The following is a 19,217-nucleotide window of genomic DNA, read 5'->3' on the forward strand; positions in this document are numbered from 1 at the left end:
CATAAAAAAAACCGTCAATATTGACGGTTTTTTTTATGTATTAAGGTAATATAAGGAATTACCAAATAGTAATTTTATTTACGTTTTTTCCTTGGTAATTCTCTATATCATCTGAATTAAAACGAAAAGTAACGTCTGCTTTGTTAAAAGCATGGTGATCTCTATATTGATAATATCTAATAGAGCTGGTTTCATTATTGTAGGAGCTTTTTGTTGTGGGAGTTCCAAAAATTTCAATCACTTTATCCATTGTAATGCTATTGTTGCTACTTAGCTGCCCTAAGTTGTCTAAATAAGAATATGGATCCATTGGGTATATAGTACCATTAAGATTAAAATTAGTAGGTTCTATATAAATATATACTTCATGTATCCAACCATTTAAGGTTGTGTTTCCCCCTTTAGTTCCTGCAAGTAAAGAAAAGACAAATCCTTTGTCAAAATAAAACCAATCTTCATATAAATAAGTTGTTGTGATACCATTTACAGTCTCTTTAGTTTCATAACTATAAACAAGTCCTGGTTCTCCATGTAGTTGTTTTATTCTGCCCGAAGTGTCATCATCTAACGTAATTCCTTCAAACGTAAGAAAGTCTTCTGTACCGTGTTTGTTGAATTTAATAGATAAAACTTCGTTAATTGTTTCTGCTTTGTTTTTAAGTGTAATAGTAATGGGAGCAGACAGAACTTCATTAGAAGAAATTTGATAAGATGTGGATGAAATTTTTACAATAGATAATGCAGAAGCAGTACTTTTTACTTCGATAACATCTACATTGTTAGTATTAATGTCTAAAGTAGCTACATCTTTAACAAATAGTTCGTTTTTGTTTAGAAGTATAGTGTTAACTTTAATTTCTTCAGTTGTTACCAATAGAGTTTCCTCAGGGTTTTCTTCAATTTGAGTATCCTCAGAGCATGAGAATACAACACACAGCAATGCTGTTGCGAATAAATAAGCAATTTTTTTCATAGATTTTTTTTTAGTAGCTCAAATGTAAATTTTTTCACATAATGCTTGTTGTCTCTATGATTCATTAGATAGGTCAAATTCAATAACTTTGGTTAAGGTTGTTGTTGTAAGGGTAACTAATGGCTAGTTTTAGACTTGTTTTAACGATTAAATTAATCATTTGTTCTAATCATGTATCTTATAAAAACAGAATAGTGTTTTAATAATGTGAACTCTAAAGGTTTTTAAAGCAGCTAGATTGCATTGTTGTTTGTGTTGATTTTTTATAGGAACAACGAGTTGCTTTTTATAGTTAGATGTTGATTTTCTACTTAACCATTTTTTTTGCTTAAGAAGAAATATATACGAATTAAATAATTGTCTATAGAAATGTTTAGTTTTGTTCTTCTAAAAAAAAACTTTTGATAAAAAACACTTTTTTAAATGTAGTATTGGTGTATCCTCAAATACCAAACAATACTGGGAATATTGGTCGTTTGTGTGTAGGATGTAATGCTAAATTACATTTGGTAAAACCTTTAGGTTTTGAAATTACGGATACCAAAGTAAAAAGAGCAGGTTTAGATTATTGGAAAGATTTAGATCTAACCATTCATGAATCTTTTGAAGATTTGTTAAAAATAATTCCTAATAAAGACCGTATGTTTTTATTATCAGCTAGAGCATCAATATCCATTTATCAAACTAGTTTTAAACAAGGTGATTGGTTAATTTTTGGAAAAGAGGCAGAAGGGCTGTCTTCTGAAATTCAAGAGCAATTTAAAACAGGATTAAGAACCATTCCTTTTCCTGGACCTATCCGAAGTTTTAATTTAGGAAATGCCGTAGCAATGGTTTTAGGAGAATCTATTAGACAATTAGAATCTTAGTTTATTGAAGTAAAACAAATACTAAAGCTAGAATAGCAGGTACTGCCTGAGTTATAAATATTTTTTTACTGACGGTAAGTCCTCCATAAATTCCGGCAATAACTACACAACTCAAAAAGAAAACACTAATATTAATAGACCATTCTTGACTAGGTATTAGCAAAGACCAAATTAAACCAGCAGCTAAAAAGCCATTGTACAAACCTTGGTTTGCTGCCATTGCTTTGGTAGGAGTAAATAAGTTTTTGGGTAATGTTGTAAAAGTTTTTTTTCCGATAGTTTCCCATGCAAACATTTCAAAATATAAAATATATAAATGCTCTATAGCAATAAAGGCTATTAAGATGTTTGAAATGATGCTCATAATTCTTTTTTAGGAATTATTAAAAGTACATAAAATTTAGACTTAAGAATAATTCTTTAAAATTTTATCTATAATCATTTCAGTTTCATCAGAGTAATCAACAGGAATATATTGTTCTTCTACAATCCATTCATGCACTATTTGTATGTATTTGGTTTTTAATTTTTTAATAATAGGAACTCCAAAGGTTTTTAAAGCAGCTGCATTGCATTGTTGTTCGTATTGATTTTTCATAGGAACAACCAGTAATTTTTTTCGTAAGTACAAAGCTTCTGCAGGAGTTTCAAAACCAGCACCACAAATAATACCTTTACAAGTCTCAAAACTATTAATAAAAGCTTGGTTGTTAACAGGTTCTATAAACATGTTTTTGTGATAATATGATTTTTGAGTGTGTTTAGAAAAAATATGCCAAACAGTATCTTTAAAATTACTAAAAAACTCAATCAATTTCTCATCTCCATAAGCAGGTAAATAAACCGTATAATGATTTCCATTAATTGGTTTTAAGTCTCTTATTTCTTTGCGGATTACAGGAGTAAAAATTTGTGAATTGTATTTTTCAAAATGAAATCCAAAATAAGTATCGGTAGGAGCATAGCGTTTTAGTATACGCTCTCCAATTACATCTCTTTTTTTAGATTTAGGGCTTTCTTTTGCGTTTACAGCAGCCTGATGACTCATAGAAACACAAGGAATCTTGTTTAGTTTGGCTGCCCAAGCAGAAAGAGGTTCAAAATCATTAATTACCAAATCATATTGAGTAATATTAATTTTGTTCATTTCTTTTCTAAAGAGTTTAAGGTCGGAGTTTTTTATAGTTTTCCATAAGTCTACACCACCTCTTTTTCCAAAAATAAAACTAAGTCCTTGGAGTTGATATTTGATAGGAAAAGGAAGTTTAACATCTGCCTGAACTCCACTAACTAAAATATCAAGATTTACTTTTTGTTGTAGCAAAGGTACAATGTCTCTTGCCCTACTTAAATGTCCGTTACCCGTTCCTTGAATTGCATATAAAACTTTCATTAATTCTTAAGAGTTTTAGCACTAATAACATTCATTTCTTTAATCAGTTCTTGAAATAAATCTTTGTTTTTTAAATCGGCTTTTCCTAAATCATTTTCTAAATCATGATCAGTCGGCTTTAGTTTTTGAGCAATTTGATCTTCTTGATAATGATAAATAGACCACTCTTTGTTGTTGTATTCTAAAGCGGTTAAGTTTTCAATCCAATCTCCAGAATTTAAATACTCAATAGATTGGTTGTTTTTAGTAATAACTCTGTGTTGAGGTTGATGAATATGTCCACAAATCACATAGTCATATTCATTTAAAAAAGCAATATCAGCAGCCGTGTCTTCAAAATTATTGATGTGTTTTACGGCAGATTTTACGCTGTTTTTAATTTTTTTAGAAAAAGAAATACGACCTCTGCCTAGTATTTTTTCGCTTACCCAATTGGTAAGGGTGTTAATCATAATAAGCAAGTCGTAACCCACTCCACCAAGTTTAGCTAACCACTTAGAGTGTTGCATGGTTACATCAAAAACATCTCCATGAAAAAACCAAGCTTTTTTACCATCTAATTCAAGTACTAATTTGTTAACTAACTGAAAATTTCCTATTTCAAAACCTACAAATTTACGAAGCATTTCATCGTGATTTCCTGTAATGTAATACACCTCCGTTCCTTTTGTAACCAAAGAGGTAATGTATTTTATTACTTTCATATGTGGTTTTGGAAAATACCTTTTTTTAAACTGCCAGATATCTATAATATCTCCGTTAAGAATTAACTTTTTTGGCTCAATAGTTTTTAAATAGTTTAACAACTCTTTAGCTCTAGATCCATAGGTACCTAGGTGTATGTCAGAAACAACTACGACATCTACTTTTCTTTTTTGTTTCTTTTTTGATGTAGGCATAAAATATAATGATTTTAATCCTACAAACGTATGCTAAGATTGTTAAAGCCAATTTAACTAAAGGTTATTATATACTACATTTTGTATAGGTTATGTGTTAAGAGCATGTAAAGTAGAACGTTGGTTTAACTGTTAAAAAACGTATTGTAATTATGAAGTGAAATAAAATGAATCCCTATTATATTTCATATATTTGGAATACTAAGAAAGCAAAATTTGGGAAAACATAGACTTATAAGTTCAGAGGAGATTAAATTGTTGCAATCTCAAGGTTGTAATTCAGAAAATTGGAATCAACTATATATAAAAGATACTACTGATTTATCAAGAATTAGTAATGTAGAGTTTTCGGGAAATATATATATATCTGATATTAATGGTGATAGAGAGTTTTATGGAGGTATTGTAAAGAAAAACGCTATAAAAGATGTACACCTGCATAACTGTAAAATTGGAGATAATCCTTTTATAAATAATGTAAAAAGTTACATAGCTAACTATGAAATAGGGAACAATGTATTAATAGATAATGTTGATATTATTGCTGTTAATGGAGAGTCTAGCTTTGGAAACGGAGTTAGTGTAGATGTAATTAATGAAGGTGGTGGTAGAGATATTCCTATTTTTAATCAGTTATCTGCTCAAGTAGCTTATTTGTTAGCACTGTACAGACACAAAACAGTTTTAATTGATGAGTTAAAAAGAATGATAGAGAAGTATACAAGCTCTATTACAGCAACCGTAGGTAAAATAGGTGATGATGTTAAAATATTAAATACAAATACAATTAAAGATGTTTGTATTGGAGATGGAGCTTCTATTAAATCTGTATCAAAATTAATCAACGGATCTATTAATTCTACCAATACATCTAAAGTATATATTGGTACTGGGGTAATGGCTACCAATTTTATTATATCTAGCGATTCTAGTGTAGATAATTCTTCAATATTATCTAATTGTTTTATTGGTCAAGGTTGTCAAATAGATAAGCATTACTCTATAGAACATTCAATATTTTTTGCCAATTGTCAAGGTTTTAACGGAGAGGCTTGTTCTGTATTTGCAGGACCTTATACGGTTACACATCATAAATCTACATTGTTAATTGCTAGTTTATTTTCGTTTATGAATGCAGGTAGTGGTTCTAACCAAAGTAATCATATGTATAAATTAGGACCAATTCATCAAGGAATTATGGAGCGTGGTGCTAAAACAACAAGTGATTCTTATGTGCTATGGCCGTCTAAAATAGGACCTTTTACCTTGGTTATGGGGAGGCATTATCAACATGTAGATTCTTCAGAATTTCCGTTTTCTTACCTAATAGAAGATAAAAACAAATCATATTTAGTTCCGGGAGCTAATTTAAAAAGCGTAGGTACAGTCCGTGATGCTCAGAAATGGCCAAAACGAGATAATAGAGCAACGGATAATAGAATGGATATTATCAACTTTAACTTATTAAGTCCTTATACCATTCATAAAGCAACAAAAGGGTTAAAGCATTTGTATGATATTTTAGAAATTTCTGGAGATAAACTAGAGGAGTATAATTACCGTGATATGGTGATTAAAAAATCAAGTTTACACAGCGGAATTAGAATGTACAATACGGTAATAAACAAGTTTTTAGGAAATTCAATTATTAGTAGGGTAGAAAATGAAAAGATTGACACTATTGATGATTTACGAAATATATTAAAACCCAAATCTACAATTGGGCAAGGTAAATGGATAGATGTTAGCGGTTTGTTATGCCCTATTTCAGCTTTAAATCTTTTTGTGGATAAAGTAGAAAGATTAGAGGTAAATACAATTAATGATGTTATAGAAGAACTAAATGTAATTAATGATAATTATTATGATTACGAATGGAACTGGGCTGTTGATTTGTTAGAAACGTATTATAGAATTAAAATAAGTACAATAACTAAAGATGAATTTGTTTGTATTGTAGAAAAATGGAAAAAATCGGTTGTAGAGCTAGACAAAATGCTTTATAAAGATGCTAGTAAAGAATTTGCATTACATACACATGTAAGTTTTGGAGCAGATGGAAATGAAGAAGAAAGATTAGCAGATTTTAAGAGTGTAAGAGGTGTTTTTGAAAATAATTCTACTGTTGTAGAAATTTTAAATCACATAGAGAGAAAAGAAAAGTTAGGTGATAAAATAATAGCACAAATTAAAGAGATTAAATAAAAGCTTATGTGTGGAATTGTAGGGTATATAGGAGCTAAAAAGGCAGCTACTGTTTTAGTTGAGGGATTAAAAAAATTGGAATACCGTGGGTATGACAGTGCAGGAATTGCTGTTTTAGATAAAGATATTTTAGTTTATAAACAACCAGGTAAAGTTGTAAACCTAGAAGAAAGTATTGATGAAAAGGTAGAAGGACTTACTATGGGAATTGCGCATACTCGTTGGGCAACTCATGGAGAACCTACCCAAGAAAACGCACATCCTCATAAATCTAATAACGATGAAATTGTTATTGTGCACAATGGGATTATTGAAAACTACAAGTTTTTAAAAGATGAGTTGTTAGATCATGGATTTTCTTTTTTAGGACAAACAGATACAGAAGTTTTAGTTAACTACATTCAGTTTGTACAAGACAAAGAAAAATTAAATATAGAAGATGCAGTTAAAAAAGCATTGCAAAATGTAAACGGAGCTTATGCTTTGGCTGTGATAGATAAAAAAGAGCCAAGTAAAATGGTGGTTACCAGAAAAGGTAGTCCATTAGCTATAGGTTTAACAGAAACAAATGATGAGTTTTATGTAGCTTCTGATGCAATTCCTATTATTGAGTACACACAATCTTTAGTGTACTTAAATGATGATGAAATTGTTGTTTTAGAAAGAGGTAAAAAAATGAAAGTTACCGATATCTATGGTGTAGAAAAATCATATAAAGTAAAAAACTTAGATTTAAACCTAGATAAGGTCAGTAAGGGGGATTATGAGCATTACATGTTAAAAGAAATTTTTGAACAACCCTCAACAATAAAAAACACTTTATTTAGTCACTTAAACACAGAGAACGCTAATATTCATTTTGAAAATTTAGATGAATTAAAAGATAAATTGGTAAAAGCAAGCAGAATTATTATTGTGTCTTGTGGTACTTCTTGGCATGCTGGAATTGTAGGGGAATATATTATTGAAGAATTGGCAAGAATACCTGTAGAGGTAGAGTATGCATCAGAATTTAGATATAGAAATCCAATTATTACTAAAGATGATATTGTTATGGCTATTTCTCAATCCGGAGAAACAGCAGATACTTTAGCAGCTTTACGTTACTCTAAAGCACAAGGAGCAACTACGTTCTGTATTTGTAACGTATTTAATTCTTCTATGGCTAGAGAGTGTGATTTTACAGCTTATACATATGCGGGTGCAGAAATAGGAGTTGCATCAACAAAAGCGTTTACAGCACAAGTGGCGGTAGTTTCTTTATTGGCAATCCAGTTAGGTTTAGAAAGAAATGAAATTTCTCAAGAAAAAGCGAATGCTTTGGTAAAAGAAATTAAAACAATACCTTCTGTTGTCAATCAAATATTTGCTACAGATGATCATATTAAAACAGTAGCTAAAAATTATACAGAGACTACAAGTTTCTTGTTTTTAGGTAGAGGGATTAATTTTCCAATAGCTTTAGAAGGAGCTTTAAAATTAAAAGAAATTTCTTACATACATGCAGAAGGGTATCCAGCAGCAGAAATGAAGCACGGTCCTATTGCTATGATTGAGGAGTCTTTACCAACAGTAATTATTGCTACAAATAATGAGTACTACGATAAATTAGTTTCGAATGCTCAAGAAGTAAAAGCTAGAAAAGGACCAATTATTGCCGTTGTAAACGATGATGATAATGAAATGATTGATACTGCGGATTATGTATTTAAAGTACCAAGAGTTTCTGATATGTTACAACCAATAGTGGCTGTAATTCCGTTACAATTGTTTTCTTACCACGTAGCTGTTTTAAAAGGATGTAATGTAGATCAACCAAGAAATTTAGCAAAATCTGTTACGGTAGAATAGTAACAAAAATAAAATCAATACAAAAGGCTGTCTATATAGATAGCCTTTTGTATTATAGAGAGTTTTACTGATCTACAAGGTATAGGTGTTTATCATCTTTATCTTTCAAATACTCACCAGGACTAACATCTGGATAAATTTGACTATAGGTTAAAACTTCATTCATTTCAACTCTTCTGCTAATGTGTTCACGTTTTAATTCACTAGGTTCTGTAAGCCCAGAAGCGGCCAACAATTCTAAGAAACTTTTAATGGTTTCTTTGTGATAATTAGCCACTCTTTGTGATTTATCTTTTACGACTAATCCTTTCATTAAATCTTTATTCTGTGTAGCAACACCAACCGGACAAGTGTTTCTGTTACATTGTAAGGCCTGAATACAACCTGTAGCCATCATCATGGCACGTGCACTGTTAATCATATCTGCACCTACAGCAATTAATCTAGCCATATGGAAACTAGTAAACACTTTACCAGATGCAATAACTTTAATATCTTTTTTTAAATCGTAACCAATTAGTGTATCAATGGCAAAAGTTAATCCATCTCTTAAGGGCATTCCTACAGAATTAGAGAATTCTACCGGAGCAGCACCTGTACCACCTTCACCACCATCTATGGTAATAAAATCGGGTTTAATTCCTGTTTGAATCATGGCTTTACAGATGTCTATAAATTCTGATTTTTTTCCGATACATATTTTAAAACCAATAGGCTTTCCTCCAGAAAGATCTCTAAGTTTTTTAATAAAAGACATCAATTCAACAGGGTTGCTAAAAGCAGTATGTCCGGGAGGAGACATCACATCTGTATGAGGTTTTATATGTCGTATAGCGGCAATTTCTACAGTGTTTTTTGATGCGGGTAAAATTCCTCCATGTCCGGGTTTGGCACCTTGAGAAATTTTAATTTCAATCATTTTTACATTTTCAAGAGTAGCATTTTCTTTGAACCTTTCAGGATTAAAATTTCCATCTTGGGTTCTACAACCAAAATATCCTGTTCCTATTTGCCATATCAAATCTCCTCCAGGTCCTTTGTGATAAGGGCTAATTCCTCCTTCACCTGTATTATGAGCAAATCCACCCATTTTAGCTCCTGTATTCATGGCTAAAACAGCATTTTTACTTAAAGAACCAAAGCTCATGGCAGAAATATTTAAGATACTAGCAGAGTAGGGTTGCAAACAATCTTTTCCCCCCACTAAAACTCTAGGTTCACAATCTAAACAATGATGATTTTTTGCATAAATAGAATGTTCTATCCACTCATAACCTGCACTATAAACATCTAACTGTGTACCAAAAGGAGTGGTGTCGTTTGTTTTTTTAGAGCGTTCGTAGATTAAATTACGATGTAGTCTGTCAATAGGTCTTCCTTCTGTATCTGTTTCTACAAAATACTGCATAATTTCAGGACGAATCTTTTCTAATAGATATCTAATATTCCCAATAACAGGAAAGTTTCTTCGTATGGTGTGTTTGGTTTGAAATAGATCAAACAAGCCTAAAGAAACAATAGGTAGAATAAAAATAAATGTCCACAAGACAGCAGGTGTTTTTATGGAAATTAAAGTAACTCCAAGAACTGTAGCTGTAGAAAGTACAGTAAATATTTTTCTAGCTTTCATACGATAAAATTATAAAACAGAATGTCCTGTTTAATGTTAACATGATAAAGCTAAATCTATACCAAAATAGAGTTTATAGAGTCCTATTTTTCTAATTTAGAGTCAATATTCTTGATAATTTCAGAAACATCTGTTAAGTAATCAAACCAAAGAGTTTTTTCATCTCTTTTAAACCAAGTCATTTGTCTTTTTGCAAAACGTCTAGAGTTTTTCTTGATTTCTTGTACAGCAAAATCAAAGTCAGTTTTTTCATCAAAAAAATCAAAAAGTTCTCTGTATCCAACGGTTTGTAACGCATTTAATTCTTTTAAAGGATACAATTCTTTAGCTTCTTTTAACAAGCCTCTATCTAGCATAATATCAACCCTACGATTAATTCTATCGTATATAATTTCCCTATCGGCAGTCAATCCAATTTTAATAGGATTAAAGTTTCTAGGAGTTTTAGGTTTGTTTTTAAAAGAACTATACGTTTGTCCACTACCGATACAAACTTCTAAAGCTCTAATAATTCTATGAGGATTGTCTAAGGCAATTTGTTTATAGGTTTCTAAATCTAACTCCTTTAATTGATTTTGTAAACTCTCTAGACCTTTGGTTTCTAGTTTTTTATTTAAAGTTTCTCTAATAGTAGGATCAATAGTAGGAAAGTAGTCCAAGCCGTTAAGAACAGCATCTACATACAAACCACTACCACCTACCATAATGACTATTTTGTGTTTGGCAAATAAGTCATCTAACTTTTCTAAGGCTTCACGTTCAAAGTGTCCAACGCTATATTCTTGATGAATACTTTTATTTTGTATAAAATGATGAAGTGCTGCTGCTTGTTCTTCGGGTTCTGGAACGGCAGTACCAATGGTCATTTCTTTAAAGAACTGTCTAGAGTCACAAGAAATAATTTCTGTATTAAAATGCTGAGCTAATTTTATGCTCAATGCAGTTTTTCCAATAGCTGTTGGTCCTACAATGGTAATTAAGTACTTCATTAAATTTATAAGTGTTCTCCACAATTGTGGCAAAAGTTAGCTTTGTATTGATGACGTGTTTCGTTACAATTATTGCAAACTTGTGTGTTTATAGGTTCTTTTTTAACACTGGTGTATTCCGATGAAACAATACCGGTAGGAACAGCAATAATTCCATAACCCATAATCATTACTAAAGAAGCAAAAAATTGTCCTAATGCGGTTACCGGTGCAATATCTCCATATCCTACGGTAGTCATGGTTACAATAATCCAATAAATACTTCTAGGAATGCTTGTAAAACCACTATCGGCATTTCCTTCTATAATGTACATAATGGTACCTAGTACCATCGATAAAATAAGAACAGCAAAAATAAAAACTCCTATTTTGGCTTTGCTGGCTTTTATGGCTTTAATTAAGTCGTTAGAAGCTCCAACATATCTGGCTAGTTTTAAAATGGTAAATACACGTAACAATCTAAGCGATCTTAACACTAATAAAGCTTCGGTTCTGGTTACAAACAAGCCAATGTATTTAGGAAGTGTAGCTATTAAATCTATAATACCGTACCAACTAAAAATGTATTTTAAGGGTGATTTTACGGTAACAACTCTAAGGATGTATTCTATGGTAAATAAAATGGTAATTCCCCATTCTATAATGCTAAAATAAGAACCATAAACGCTTTGCAGTGTCTCTACGCTCTCTAGCATAACCACCAAAACACTTATTAAAATTAAAATAAGCAAAACAACATCAAACAATTTACCAGCAGGAGTATCTGCCTCGTAAATAATTTCATGGAGTCTTTTTTTCCAATTTTGGTTACTCTGCTTCAATTCTGATTATTTTTTTGAATTTACCACTGTCCATAAATTTTTTAATTTCATGACGATTGTAGAGATTGTTATCAATAGGTGATAAGATGTTTTCTACAATACTAACGTGGTTTATTTGATGTGCCAACTCTATGTAAGCAAAACCTTTTACTTGTCCGTTTTGTAATAAAAAAACCGATTTTTCGGCAGTATTTCTACCCAAATCTATTAACAAGGCATTTTCTGTGTTAAAAACAGTTGTAGGAATATGAATTCTTTTAGGAGCGTTAAAGTAGGGTTTGTTTACAGCAACTTCTTCATTACTTTTAATATTGGCAATTAAAAGACTTCCTGTTTCTTCAAAACTAATATCATCAATTTGTTTGTGTAGTGTTTTGGCTCTTTTAGAAGTTCTTAATAATAATTGATTAACACCATTTCTAATGTTTCTGTTTTTACCAATATAAATAATATCTCCTTTTTGATTGTGTAAATAAAATACTCCCGTTTTTCTAGGAGATTTTTCTAATATTTTAACAAACTTATCGCTAATACCATTAGTTGGAGTATTGATAGCTTTAACTTTTCCTTCGGACTTAATATTTGCTTTGATGATAAATTTCTCAACATCTTTATTCAAAAGCATTTTAAAAAGTTTTACGGTAGCAACCGCATCACCATTTGCTCTATGACGATCGCTCATAGGAATTCCTAAGCTTCTACACAATTTTCCTAAACTATAAGATTCTTGTTCCGGAATTAACTTTCTACTTAGTTCCACGGTACAAAGCGTATCTCTAGTGTATTTGTAACCCAATCGTCTAAACTCGTTTCTTAAAATTCTATAATCAAAATTGGCATTGTGTGCTACAATAATACAACCTTCAGTAATCTGAATAATTTGCTTGGCTATTTCGTGAAACTTAGGTGCTTTTACCAACATTTTATCGTTAATACCTGTGAGTTGTACAACAAAAGGCTGAATAGGAATTTCGGGGTTTACTAGAGTGATGAATTTATCAACTACCTTTTTACCATCAAATTTATGAATGGCAATTTCCGTCATACCTTCTTCGTTAAATTTCCCTCCTGTGGTTTCAATATCTACAATAGCGTACATCCAAATAATTAATGTTAGCAATAAAGTTTTAAGCTAAGCGTTTCCTACAAATATAACATATCCAAATTGATTGGTGTATATGTAGGCTGGTAAGTTTATATAGATGGTAAATTGTGAATTTTGTTTATAAAAAGGAATTTGTTTTGATTTTTATTTCTTTAAATAATCAGGAATTAACTTCTTTGTTTTGTTTTAGAGCGTTTACATTTGTACTTCATATTTTCAAGATAATCAATGAGAAGTTTAAAAGTTAATAAATCCCATTACAAATCTATAGCACTACTAATGGCAATGCTAATAGCTTTGTCTCCATTTGCCATTGATTCTTTTTTATCTGCCATGCCATTAATGGCAACGTTTTATGGAGTAACCATTAATGTAATAGAGTTAACAATTACAGTTTATTTTTTAGGTTTTGCCATTGGTAATTTTTTTGGAGGACCTTTATCTGATACTTTTGGTAGAAAAACAATTGCTTTAATAGGGATAGGACTGTACGGTGTTTCGGCTTTAACCATTCCGTTTTGTACGCAAATAGAATTAGTATTGTTGTTGAGGTTTGTACAGGCTTTTGGTGGTGGTTTTGCCACAGTAACCTCTAACTTATTTATTCGCGATTTGTACAGTGGTAAGCAGGTAGCAAAATTAATTACGGTTACTGCCATGATTATGATGTTAGCTCCTTTATTTGCTCCTATTATAGGTTCTTACATTACTTTTTATCAAGGATGGCAAGGAGTGTTTTGTTTTTTGTTTCTCTTTGCAGTCCTATTATTTGTGGTGTTTGTAGTTTTTATTCCAGAGTCTAGAGAAAAAAAACACTTAACCAAAACCATTACAGCCAAACAACTTGTTCAGAAATACAAAGTGTTTTTTGATGATAAAAAATCAGTAGTCTTTTTGTTTTCTATCTGTTTTCCAATAGCAGGTTTGTATGTGTTTATAACCAGCTCATCATTTATATATTTGGATTATTTTGGAGTAGAAGTGGAAAGATTTCCTTTTATTTTTGGAGCCAATATTTTACTAAATATTGTACTTTCTTTGTTGAATGCAATTTTATTAAAATACTACAAACCTATTAAATTATTACAAGTAGGTTTGTTATTGCAATTAACAACAGCATTGCTGTTGTTAGCAACCATTCTTTTAAATTACGATACGTTTTGGAATGTATTTGTATTGATTGTATTCTTTATAGGTAGTTTGGGATTGATTTTTGGAAACGGATCGGCAATTATTTTAGACATCAATCCAGAAGCAAGCGGATCTGCCAATGCTACCTTAGGAATTTTTAGATTTGTATTAGGTTTTTTAGCAGGAACACTAATAGCTGTTTTTCATTCAGATAATTTAGTACCTATTGGTGTAGCCATGTTTACTTGCTCTTTAATAGGAAACACATTTTTCTATTTTTATAAAAAACTAGCCAATTAATTAGCGTAGTTTCTATTCCCAAAAATAGCACTTCCTACACGTATCATGGTGCTTCCTTGTTCAATAGCCAATGGATAATCTCCACTCATTCCCATAGAAATGGTGTTAAACTGAGTTTGACTTGGCTTTAATTCATCGTAAAATGCTTTAAGCGATGAAAATTCTTGTTTAATTTGATTTTTATCGTCAACAAAACTAGCCATTCCCATTAAGCCAACTACTTGTATGTTTTCCATGTTTTTGTAGTCGTAACTATTTAAAATGTTGTTAATTTCTTCCTTAGACAATCCAAACTTAGAATCTTCTTGAGCTATTTTAAGTTGTAACAAACAATGGATTACTCGGTTGTGTTTTTTGGCTTGTTTGTTAATTTCAATTAACGTTGTAAAACTATCTACTCCGTGAATTAAATCTACAAAATGAGCCATGTACTTTACCTTGTTTTTTTGTAAATGACCAATCATGTGCCAAGAAATATCCTTAGGTAGCTCATCATATTTAGCAACCATTTCTTGAATTTTATTCTCACCAAAAATTCTTTGTCCAGCATTATATGCTTCTTGAATGTCAGAAACAGGCTTGGTTTTAGAAACTGCAACCAAAGTAACTTTCGGGTTAATTTGTGCTTTGATACGATTTAGATTTTCAGAAATAGCCATAATTTTTTAATCTTTTTTGCAAATATACAGTTATCTGTTTTAGTTTATAAGTATACAACCTTGTAATTTAAGGGTAAATTAGTGTAATTTATAGATAAAGTAATCTAAATTTTAGAAACATATTTTGTTGAGTTTTACAAGAAGTGTAAGGTAAAGGTTGTTAGAAAATCTAAACTTATAAGTATTTAACAAACTAGTATAAATAATGAACAAATTAAAAGCATCAGTGCTACTGTGTGGACTTGTGGTAACAACAAGTTTTTCGCAAACAAAACCCAAAGAACAATTTACAAACGTTATAGATTTTTCAAATGCTCCAAAAAGAGAGACTGCTCACTTTCCATTGTCTGATCAAGGAAATAAGAATAAATGGGTATTGTCTGAATTGTTAAGTGATGAGTTTGAAGGAAAACGTTTAGATACTAAAAGATGGTATCCAAACAATCCCGGGTGGAAAGGAAGACAGCCTACATATTTTCATGGATCTAATGTAAGCTTAAGTGATGGAGAATTGGTGTTTAAAATCAATCAACACAATAAAAAAGAAAGTTTGCCAGAAGGTTATACGCATACAGCAGGGTTTATTAAAAGCAAGCAGAAAGTTTTATATGGTTATTTTGAAGCTGAAATGAAATTAATGAACGATACTTGGGTATCTGGATTTTGGGCCAGCTTAGGAACTAGAGATTGGTGGACGGAAATTGATTTTTGTGAAAATTCTCCGGCTACTAAAAATCAACAAAACGATTTAAATTCTAACATTCACGTATTTAGATCTCCAGAAATGTATGGAGGTATTCAAAAGCATTTTAGTAGAAACAAAAAATACAAAGTTCCTTTTAATTTACAAGATGATTATCATGTATGGGGAATAGAGTGGGATGAGGACTTTATTCGTTTTTATATAGATGGAGTGTTGTTTAGAGAAGCAGAAAACACACATTGGTACCAACCTTTGCAAATTAACTTTAACAATGAATCTAATAAATGGTTTGGAGCTTTACCCTCAGATGAAAGTAAGTTAGATCAAGAGTTTAAGGTAAAATACTTCCGTTATTGGAGTAAAGGAACACCATTAAAAAGACAAAGTAAAAAATATGCAGAAGCGTATTATGGAGTAAGTAAATAAAATTTTATAAAATAAAAAGCCCTTATTAAAATTAATAAGGGCTTTTTTGATTTATAAGAATCTTGATTATTTCAAAATAGAAATAATTTGATCTGCTAATTCAGTACCAATACGGTCTTGTGCTTCTAAAGTAGCAGCACCAATATGTGGAGTTAATGAAATGTTAGGATTCATTAATACTTTCATAGATGGTTTAGGTTCGCTTTCAAAAACATCTAATGCTGCTTTTGAAATTTCTCCTGCCTCTAAAGCTTCAATCAAAGCAACTTCGTCAATAACACCACCACGAGCAGCGTTGATAATAATTGAAGTATTTTTCATGATTTTAAATTCAGGTGCTCCAATTACATAACCATCTTGTGCTGGTACGTGTAAAGTAACAAAGTCTGCATTCTTTAATACATCTTCTTTAGAAGTTGTATTAATTGTAAAGCTTACTTTTTGACCATCAAAAAAATCTAAGTCTAAATCCACTTTTTCAAAGAAAGGGTCAAAAGCAATTACTTTCATACCTAATCCTAAAGCAATTTTAGCAGTAGCTTGACCAATACGACCAAAACCAATAACCCCTAAAGTTTGTCCTTTTAATTCAACTCCCTTAGCGTAAGATTTCTTTAAAGCACCAAACTTAGAATCACCCTCTAAAGGCATGTTTCTGTTTGAGTCTTGTAAGAAACGTACCAAACCAAATAAGTGAGCAAATACTAATTCTCCAACAGAGTGAGAAGAAGCAGCAGGAGTATTGATTACGTGTAATCCTTTGTCCTTAGCATATTGTACATCAATGTTATCCATTCCAACACCACCACGACCGATGATCTTTAAAGATGGACATGCATCAATTAATTCTTGTCTTACAGTAGTTGCAGATCTTACTAAGATTACATCAACGTTGTTTTCGTTAATGTAGTTTTCTAATTGATCTTGAGCAACTGTGTTTAAAATTACTTCAAATCCTGCTTTTTCTAAGGCATCAACACCAGATTGTGCTAAACCGTCGTTTGCTAAAACTTTCATTTAATTATTGTTTTTTGCTTAAAAATAAGCGTTAAAATTTCTTCATTACATCTACTAAAGCTTGTACGCTTTCAATAGGCATTGCATTGTAAATAGAAGCTCTAAAACCTCCTACAGAACGGTGTCCTTTTACGTTGCTAATTCCTGCTTCAGTACATGCTGCTAAAAATTCAGCATCTTTAGAATCATCATTTAATAAGAAAACAACGTTCATTAAAGAACGATCTTCTTTAGCTACATTATTTACAAAAGAAGGATTGTTATCAATCTCGTTGTAAAGTAAAGCTGCTTTTTCTTCGTTTTTCTTAGCAATAGCTTCTAATCCACCTTGAGCTTTCATGTATTCTAAGTTTAACATAGAAACGTAAATAGCAAATACAGGAGGAGTATTAAACATACTTTCTCCTTTAATATGGATTTGGTAATCTAACATAGAAGGAATAGTTCTTCCTGTATTACCTAAAATATCTTTTTTAATAATTACTAAAGTTGCTCCAGCTGGACCTAAGTTCTTTTGAGCACCTGCGTAAATAATTCCAAATTTAGAAACATCTACGGGTTTAGAGAAAATATCAGAAGACATATCAGCAACTAATACTGCATCTGTTTCTGGAGTTTCTTTAAACTGAGTTCCAAAAATTGTGTTGTTAGATGTGTAGTGTACATAATCTACATCGCTAGGAATGTTAAATCCTTTAGGAATGTAATTATGGTTAGTATCTGCAGAAGAAGCAACTTCTACAACCTCTCCAAAGTTTTTAGCTTCTTTTAATGCCTTATTACTCCATGCACCAGTATTGATGTATGCAGATTTTCCTCCATCAACTTTCATTAAGTTAATAGCAGTCATTAAGAATTGTGTAGATGCTCCACCTTGTAAAAATAATACTTCGTGAGTAGCGGGTACATTTAAAATTTCTTTTACCAATGCAACTGCTTTGTCATATACAGCAACAAACTCTTTACTACGGTGTGATATTTCAATTAATGATAAACCTGTATTGTCAAAATCTAAGATAGCTTGACTAGCTTTCTGAAATACTTCTTGAGGAAGAATTGAAGGACCTGCGCTAAAATTATGTTTTTTCATTATATATTTAATTTTTGGAAAGCACAAATTTATAAAATCTAGTCGCTTTACCTTTACGTTTAACTATTTATTTTTAACGTTTTTTTACAATGTTATTAAAAATTTAACAGTATCAACGTTATCCGCATAATTCCATAATTTTGGAGCCTGTGTTTGGCCTAATTTTACAGAGTTTTCAATATTTAAGTTGGTTGCTACACATTGAATCTTATCAGAATCGGTTAAAATCTTGTCTTTTAAGCTTTCTAAATCATCATAGGTTTCATAAAATAGAGTGGCAATAGGAGAAGCATAACTAGGATCTTCTTTCATCATTAAAAATCCATTTTCTTTCATATCAAACAAACTCATTAAATAAACAGCTTTGTTATAGTCGTAGTTATTTGCGTATTTGGTATAGTTAATAATGTCTCTATGCTTGTAAACAGCCTTAAAAAGATTGTCTAACTCATAATCTTTAGGAACAAACAATTTAGAAATACTTCTGCACCCTAATCCGTAGTATCTAAAAATATCATCACTTAAAGCTTCTAACTCTTCGTGAGTTTCTGTTCCGTCTAAAACAGCTACAGAATTTCTGCTTTTTCTGATGATATGTGGATGTTTTCCAAAGTAATAATCAAAATAACGAGCGGTATTATTGCTTCCTGTAGCAATTACAGCATCGTAATTTTGTAGTTTTTCTTCGGTAAATTCAAACTGTCCCTTAAAACTAGGCTCTACATGTTCTAAATATTTTGCCACTAAGGGAATAAAATATTTATCGTTAGAAGATAATTTGGCTAAGACTTTGTTTCCTGTAATAGCAACCGATAAAAAGTCGTGAAATCCTACCAAAGGAATGTTACCTGCCATAATTACGGCTATTGTTTTATCGCTATTATTAGGAATGTCATAAGCTTCTAACCACTGATTGATACTTTCTTTAGACAAAGCATTGGTCCAACTTTCAAAAGAAAATAGTACGTTATCTTGTGTAAACCAACTGTTGTATTCTTCGGCCCTTTTTATTTGGGTAGTAAATACATCAAAAAATAAATCATTAAAAGGCACATCTTCTTTTTTTACAATTTCTGTTGTTGTAAATTGCGACAGGAAATGTCCTAAGGTAATAAATGCTTGTTTTCTCTTATCTAAACTCATTATAAGTTAGTTT

Annotated in this window: 17 protein-coding genes; 5 read left to right on the forward strand and 12 right to left on the reverse strand. The window is 31.1% G+C overall.

Features of this window, described 5'->3' with window-relative positions; all coding sequences use genetic code 11:
• Positions 1 to 58 precede the first annotated feature (58 nt).
• Positions 59 to 973, reverse strand: coding sequence for a Maf family protein (locus tag GGR97_RS10555; protein ID WP_167898486.1), 915 nt, complete (start codon positions 971 to 973; stop codon positions 59 to 61).
• A 401-nt stretch (positions 974 to 1,374) separates the two neighbouring features.
• Here GGR97_RS10555 and GGR97_RS10560 point away from each other — a divergent pair, with 401 nt between their 5' ends.
• Positions 1,375 to 1,842, forward strand: a complete 468-nt coding sequence (locus GGR97_RS10560; protein WP_209272360.1) for a tRNA (cytidine(34)-2'-O)-methyltransferase — start codon at positions 1,375 to 1,377, stop codon at positions 1,840 to 1,842.
• A 1-nt stretch (position 1,843) separates the two neighbouring features.
• Here the strand turns inward: GGR97_RS10560 and GGR97_RS10565 are convergent, their stop codons facing one another.
• From GGR97_RS10565 to GGR97_RS10575, 3 genes are read right to left on the reverse strand one after another with little or no spacing between them, the layout of a single operon-like run.
• A complete protein-coding gene (locus GGR97_RS10565; protein WP_167898487.1) occupies positions 1,844 to 2,206 on the reverse strand; it encodes a DUF1304 domain-containing protein in 363 nt (120 codons plus the stop codon).
• A 42-nt stretch (positions 2,207 to 2,248) separates the two neighbouring features.
• A complete protein-coding gene (locus GGR97_RS10570) occupies positions 2,249 to 3,235 on the reverse strand; it encodes a glycosyltransferase family protein (protein WP_167898488.1) in 987 nt (328 codons plus the stop codon).
• Complete coding sequence (locus tag GGR97_RS10575; RefSeq protein ID WP_167898489.1) at positions 3,235 to 4,134, reverse strand: UDP-2,3-diacylglucosamine diphosphatase; 900 nt, start codon at positions 4,132 to 4,134, stop codon at positions 3,235 to 3,237. The genes GGR97_RS10570 and GGR97_RS10575 overlap by 1 nt, the downstream gene beginning before the upstream one ends.
• Positions 4,135 to 4,350: 216 nt before the next feature.
• On the opposite strand from GGR97_RS10575, the gene GGR97_RS10580 reads away from it, so the two are divergent.
• Together GGR97_RS10580 and glmS are read left to right on the forward strand one after the other, a co-directional pair.
• Complete coding sequence (locus GGR97_RS10580) at positions 4,351 to 6,339, forward strand: DUF4954 family protein (RefSeq protein WP_167898490.1); 1,989 nt, start codon at positions 4,351 to 4,353, stop codon at positions 6,337 to 6,339.
• 6 nt (positions 6,340 to 6,345) lie between these two features.
• On the forward strand, positions 6,346 to 8,190 hold the full coding sequence (gene glmS / locus GGR97_RS10585; RefSeq protein ID WP_167898491.1) for a glutamine--fructose-6-phosphate transaminase (isomerizing): 1,845 nt from the start codon (positions 6,346 to 6,348) through the stop codon (positions 8,188 to 8,190).
• 64 nt (positions 8,191 to 8,254) lie between these two features.
• Here the strand turns inward: glmS and GGR97_RS10590 are convergent, their stop codons facing one another.
• The 4 genes from GGR97_RS10590 to GGR97_RS10605 all read right to left on the reverse strand — a co-directional run bounded on the left by GGR97_RS10590 (position 8,255) and on the right by GGR97_RS10605 (position 12,729).
• Positions 8,255 to 9,820, reverse strand: a complete 1,566-nt coding sequence (locus GGR97_RS10590) for an FMN-binding glutamate synthase family protein (RefSeq protein ID WP_167898492.1) — start codon at positions 9,818 to 9,820, stop codon at positions 8,255 to 8,257.
• Positions 9,821 to 9,903: 83 nt separating this feature from the next.
• Positions 9,904 to 10,809, reverse strand: a complete 906-nt coding sequence (gene miaA / locus GGR97_RS10595; RefSeq protein ID WP_209272361.1) for a tRNA (adenosine(37)-N6)-dimethylallyltransferase MiaA — start codon at positions 10,807 to 10,809, stop codon at positions 9,904 to 9,906.
• A gap of 5 nt (positions 10,810 to 10,814) precedes the next feature.
• On the reverse strand, positions 10,815 to 11,630 hold the full coding sequence (locus GGR97_RS10600) for an ion transporter (RefSeq protein WP_167898493.1): 816 nt from the start codon (positions 11,628 to 11,630) through the stop codon (positions 10,815 to 10,817).
• Positions 11,617 to 12,729 (reverse strand): exonuclease domain-containing protein, encoded by a 1,113-nt coding sequence (locus GGR97_RS10605; RefSeq protein WP_167898559.1) that lies wholly within the window; start codon positions 12,727 to 12,729, stop codon positions 11,617 to 11,619. The genes GGR97_RS10600 and GGR97_RS10605 overlap by 14 nt, the downstream gene beginning before the upstream one ends.
• A gap of 234 nt (positions 12,730 to 12,963) precedes the next feature.
• On the opposite strand from GGR97_RS10605, the gene GGR97_RS10610 reads away from it, so the two are divergent.
• Complete coding sequence (locus tag GGR97_RS10610) at positions 12,964 to 14,166, forward strand: multidrug effflux MFS transporter (RefSeq protein WP_167898494.1); 1,203 nt, start codon at positions 12,964 to 12,966, stop codon at positions 14,164 to 14,166.
• On the opposite strand, the gene GGR97_RS10615 is transcribed toward GGR97_RS10610, so the two are convergent.
• Positions 14,163 to 14,825: a YggS family pyridoxal phosphate-dependent enzyme gene (locus GGR97_RS10615; RefSeq protein ID WP_167898495.1), complete on the reverse strand. Its 663-nt coding sequence runs from the start codon at positions 14,823 to 14,825 to the stop codon at positions 14,163 to 14,165. The genes GGR97_RS10610 and GGR97_RS10615 overlap by 4 nt on opposite strands.
• Before the next feature lie 205 nt (positions 14,826 to 15,030).
• Between GGR97_RS10615 and GGR97_RS10620 the strand changes: the two genes are divergently transcribed.
• Positions 15,031 to 15,954, forward strand: coding sequence for a family 16 glycosylhydrolase (locus GGR97_RS10620; protein WP_167898496.1), 924 nt, complete (start codon positions 15,031 to 15,033; stop codon positions 15,952 to 15,954).
• A 66-nt stretch (positions 15,955 to 16,020) separates the two neighbouring features.
• On the opposite strand, the gene GGR97_RS10625 is transcribed toward GGR97_RS10620, so the two are convergent.
• From GGR97_RS10625 to GGR97_RS10635, 3 genes are all read right to left on the reverse strand, one after another.
• Complete coding sequence (locus GGR97_RS10625) at positions 16,021 to 16,971, reverse strand: D-2-hydroxyacid dehydrogenase (protein ID WP_167898497.1); 951 nt, start codon at positions 16,969 to 16,971, stop codon at positions 16,021 to 16,023.
• 31 nt (positions 16,972 to 17,002) lie between these two features.
• Complete coding sequence (gene serC, locus GGR97_RS10630) at positions 17,003 to 18,061, reverse strand: 3-phosphoserine/phosphohydroxythreonine transaminase (RefSeq protein ID WP_167898498.1); 1,059 nt, start codon at positions 18,059 to 18,061, stop codon at positions 17,003 to 17,005.
• A gap of 84 nt (positions 18,062 to 18,145) precedes the next feature.
• Complete coding sequence (locus GGR97_RS10635; protein ID WP_167898499.1) at positions 18,146 to 19,204, reverse strand: acyl-CoA reductase; 1,059 nt, start codon at positions 19,202 to 19,204, stop codon at positions 18,146 to 18,148.
• Positions 19,205 to 19,217 lie beyond the last annotated feature (13 nt).

The sequence above is a fragment of the Wenyingzhuangia aestuarii genome (assembly GCF_011927765.1).
Classification (GTDB): domain Bacteria; phylum Bacteroidota; class Bacteroidia; order Flavobacteriales; family Flavobacteriaceae; genus Wenyingzhuangia; species Wenyingzhuangia aestuarii.

Excerpts from the sequence above, each read along its gene's own strand:
- miaA (WP_209272361.1), bottom strand. The coding sequence starts at position 10,809 with ATGAAGTACTTAATTACCATTGTAGGACCAACAGCTATTGGAAAAACT.
- GGR97_RS10615 (WP_167898495.1), bottom strand. The coding sequence starts at position 14,825 with ATGGCTATTTCTGAAAATCTAAATCGTATCAAAGCACAAATTAACCCG.
- GGR97_RS10555 (WP_167898486.1), bottom strand. The coding sequence starts at position 973 with ATGAAAAAAATTGCTTATTTATTCGCAACAGCATTGCTGTGTGTTGTA.
- GGR97_RS10565 (WP_167898487.1), bottom strand. The coding sequence starts at position 2,206 with ATGAGCATCATTTCAAACATCTTAATAGCCTTTATTGCTATAGAGCAT.
- GGR97_RS10590 (WP_167898492.1), bottom strand. The coding sequence starts at position 9,820 with ATGAAAGCTAGAAAAATATTTACTGTACTTTCTACAGCTACAGTTCTT.
- GGR97_RS10570 (WP_167898488.1), bottom strand. The coding sequence starts at position 3,235 with ATGAAAGTTTTATATGCAATTCAAGGAACGGGTAACGGACATTTAAGT.
- GGR97_RS10620 (WP_167898496.1), top strand. The coding sequence starts at position 15,031 with ATGAACAAATTAAAAGCATCAGTGCTACTGTGTGGACTTGTGGTAACA.
- GGR97_RS10605 (WP_167898559.1), bottom strand. The coding sequence starts at position 12,729 with ATGTACGCTATTGTAGATATTGAAACCACAGGAGGGAAATTTAACGAA.
- GGR97_RS10625 (WP_167898497.1), bottom strand. The coding sequence starts at position 16,971 with ATGAAAGTTTTAGCAAACGACGGTTTAGCACAATCTGGTGTTGATGCC.
- glmS (WP_167898491.1), top strand. The coding sequence starts at position 6,346 with ATGTGTGGAATTGTAGGGTATATAGGAGCTAAAAAGGCAGCTACTGTT.
- GGR97_RS10575 (WP_167898489.1), bottom strand. The coding sequence starts at position 4,134 with ATGCCTACATCAAAAAAGAAACAAAAAAGAAAAGTAGATGTCGTAGTT.
- serC (WP_167898498.1), bottom strand. The coding sequence starts at position 18,061 with ATGAAAAAACATAATTTTAGCGCAGGTCCTTCAATTCTTCCTCAAGAA.
- GGR97_RS10610 (WP_167898494.1), top strand. The coding sequence starts at position 12,964 with ATGAGAAGTTTAAAAGTTAATAAATCCCATTACAAATCTATAGCACTA.
- GGR97_RS10635 (WP_167898499.1), bottom strand. The coding sequence starts at position 19,204 with ATGAGTTTAGATAAGAGAAAACAAGCATTTATTACCTTAGGACATTTC.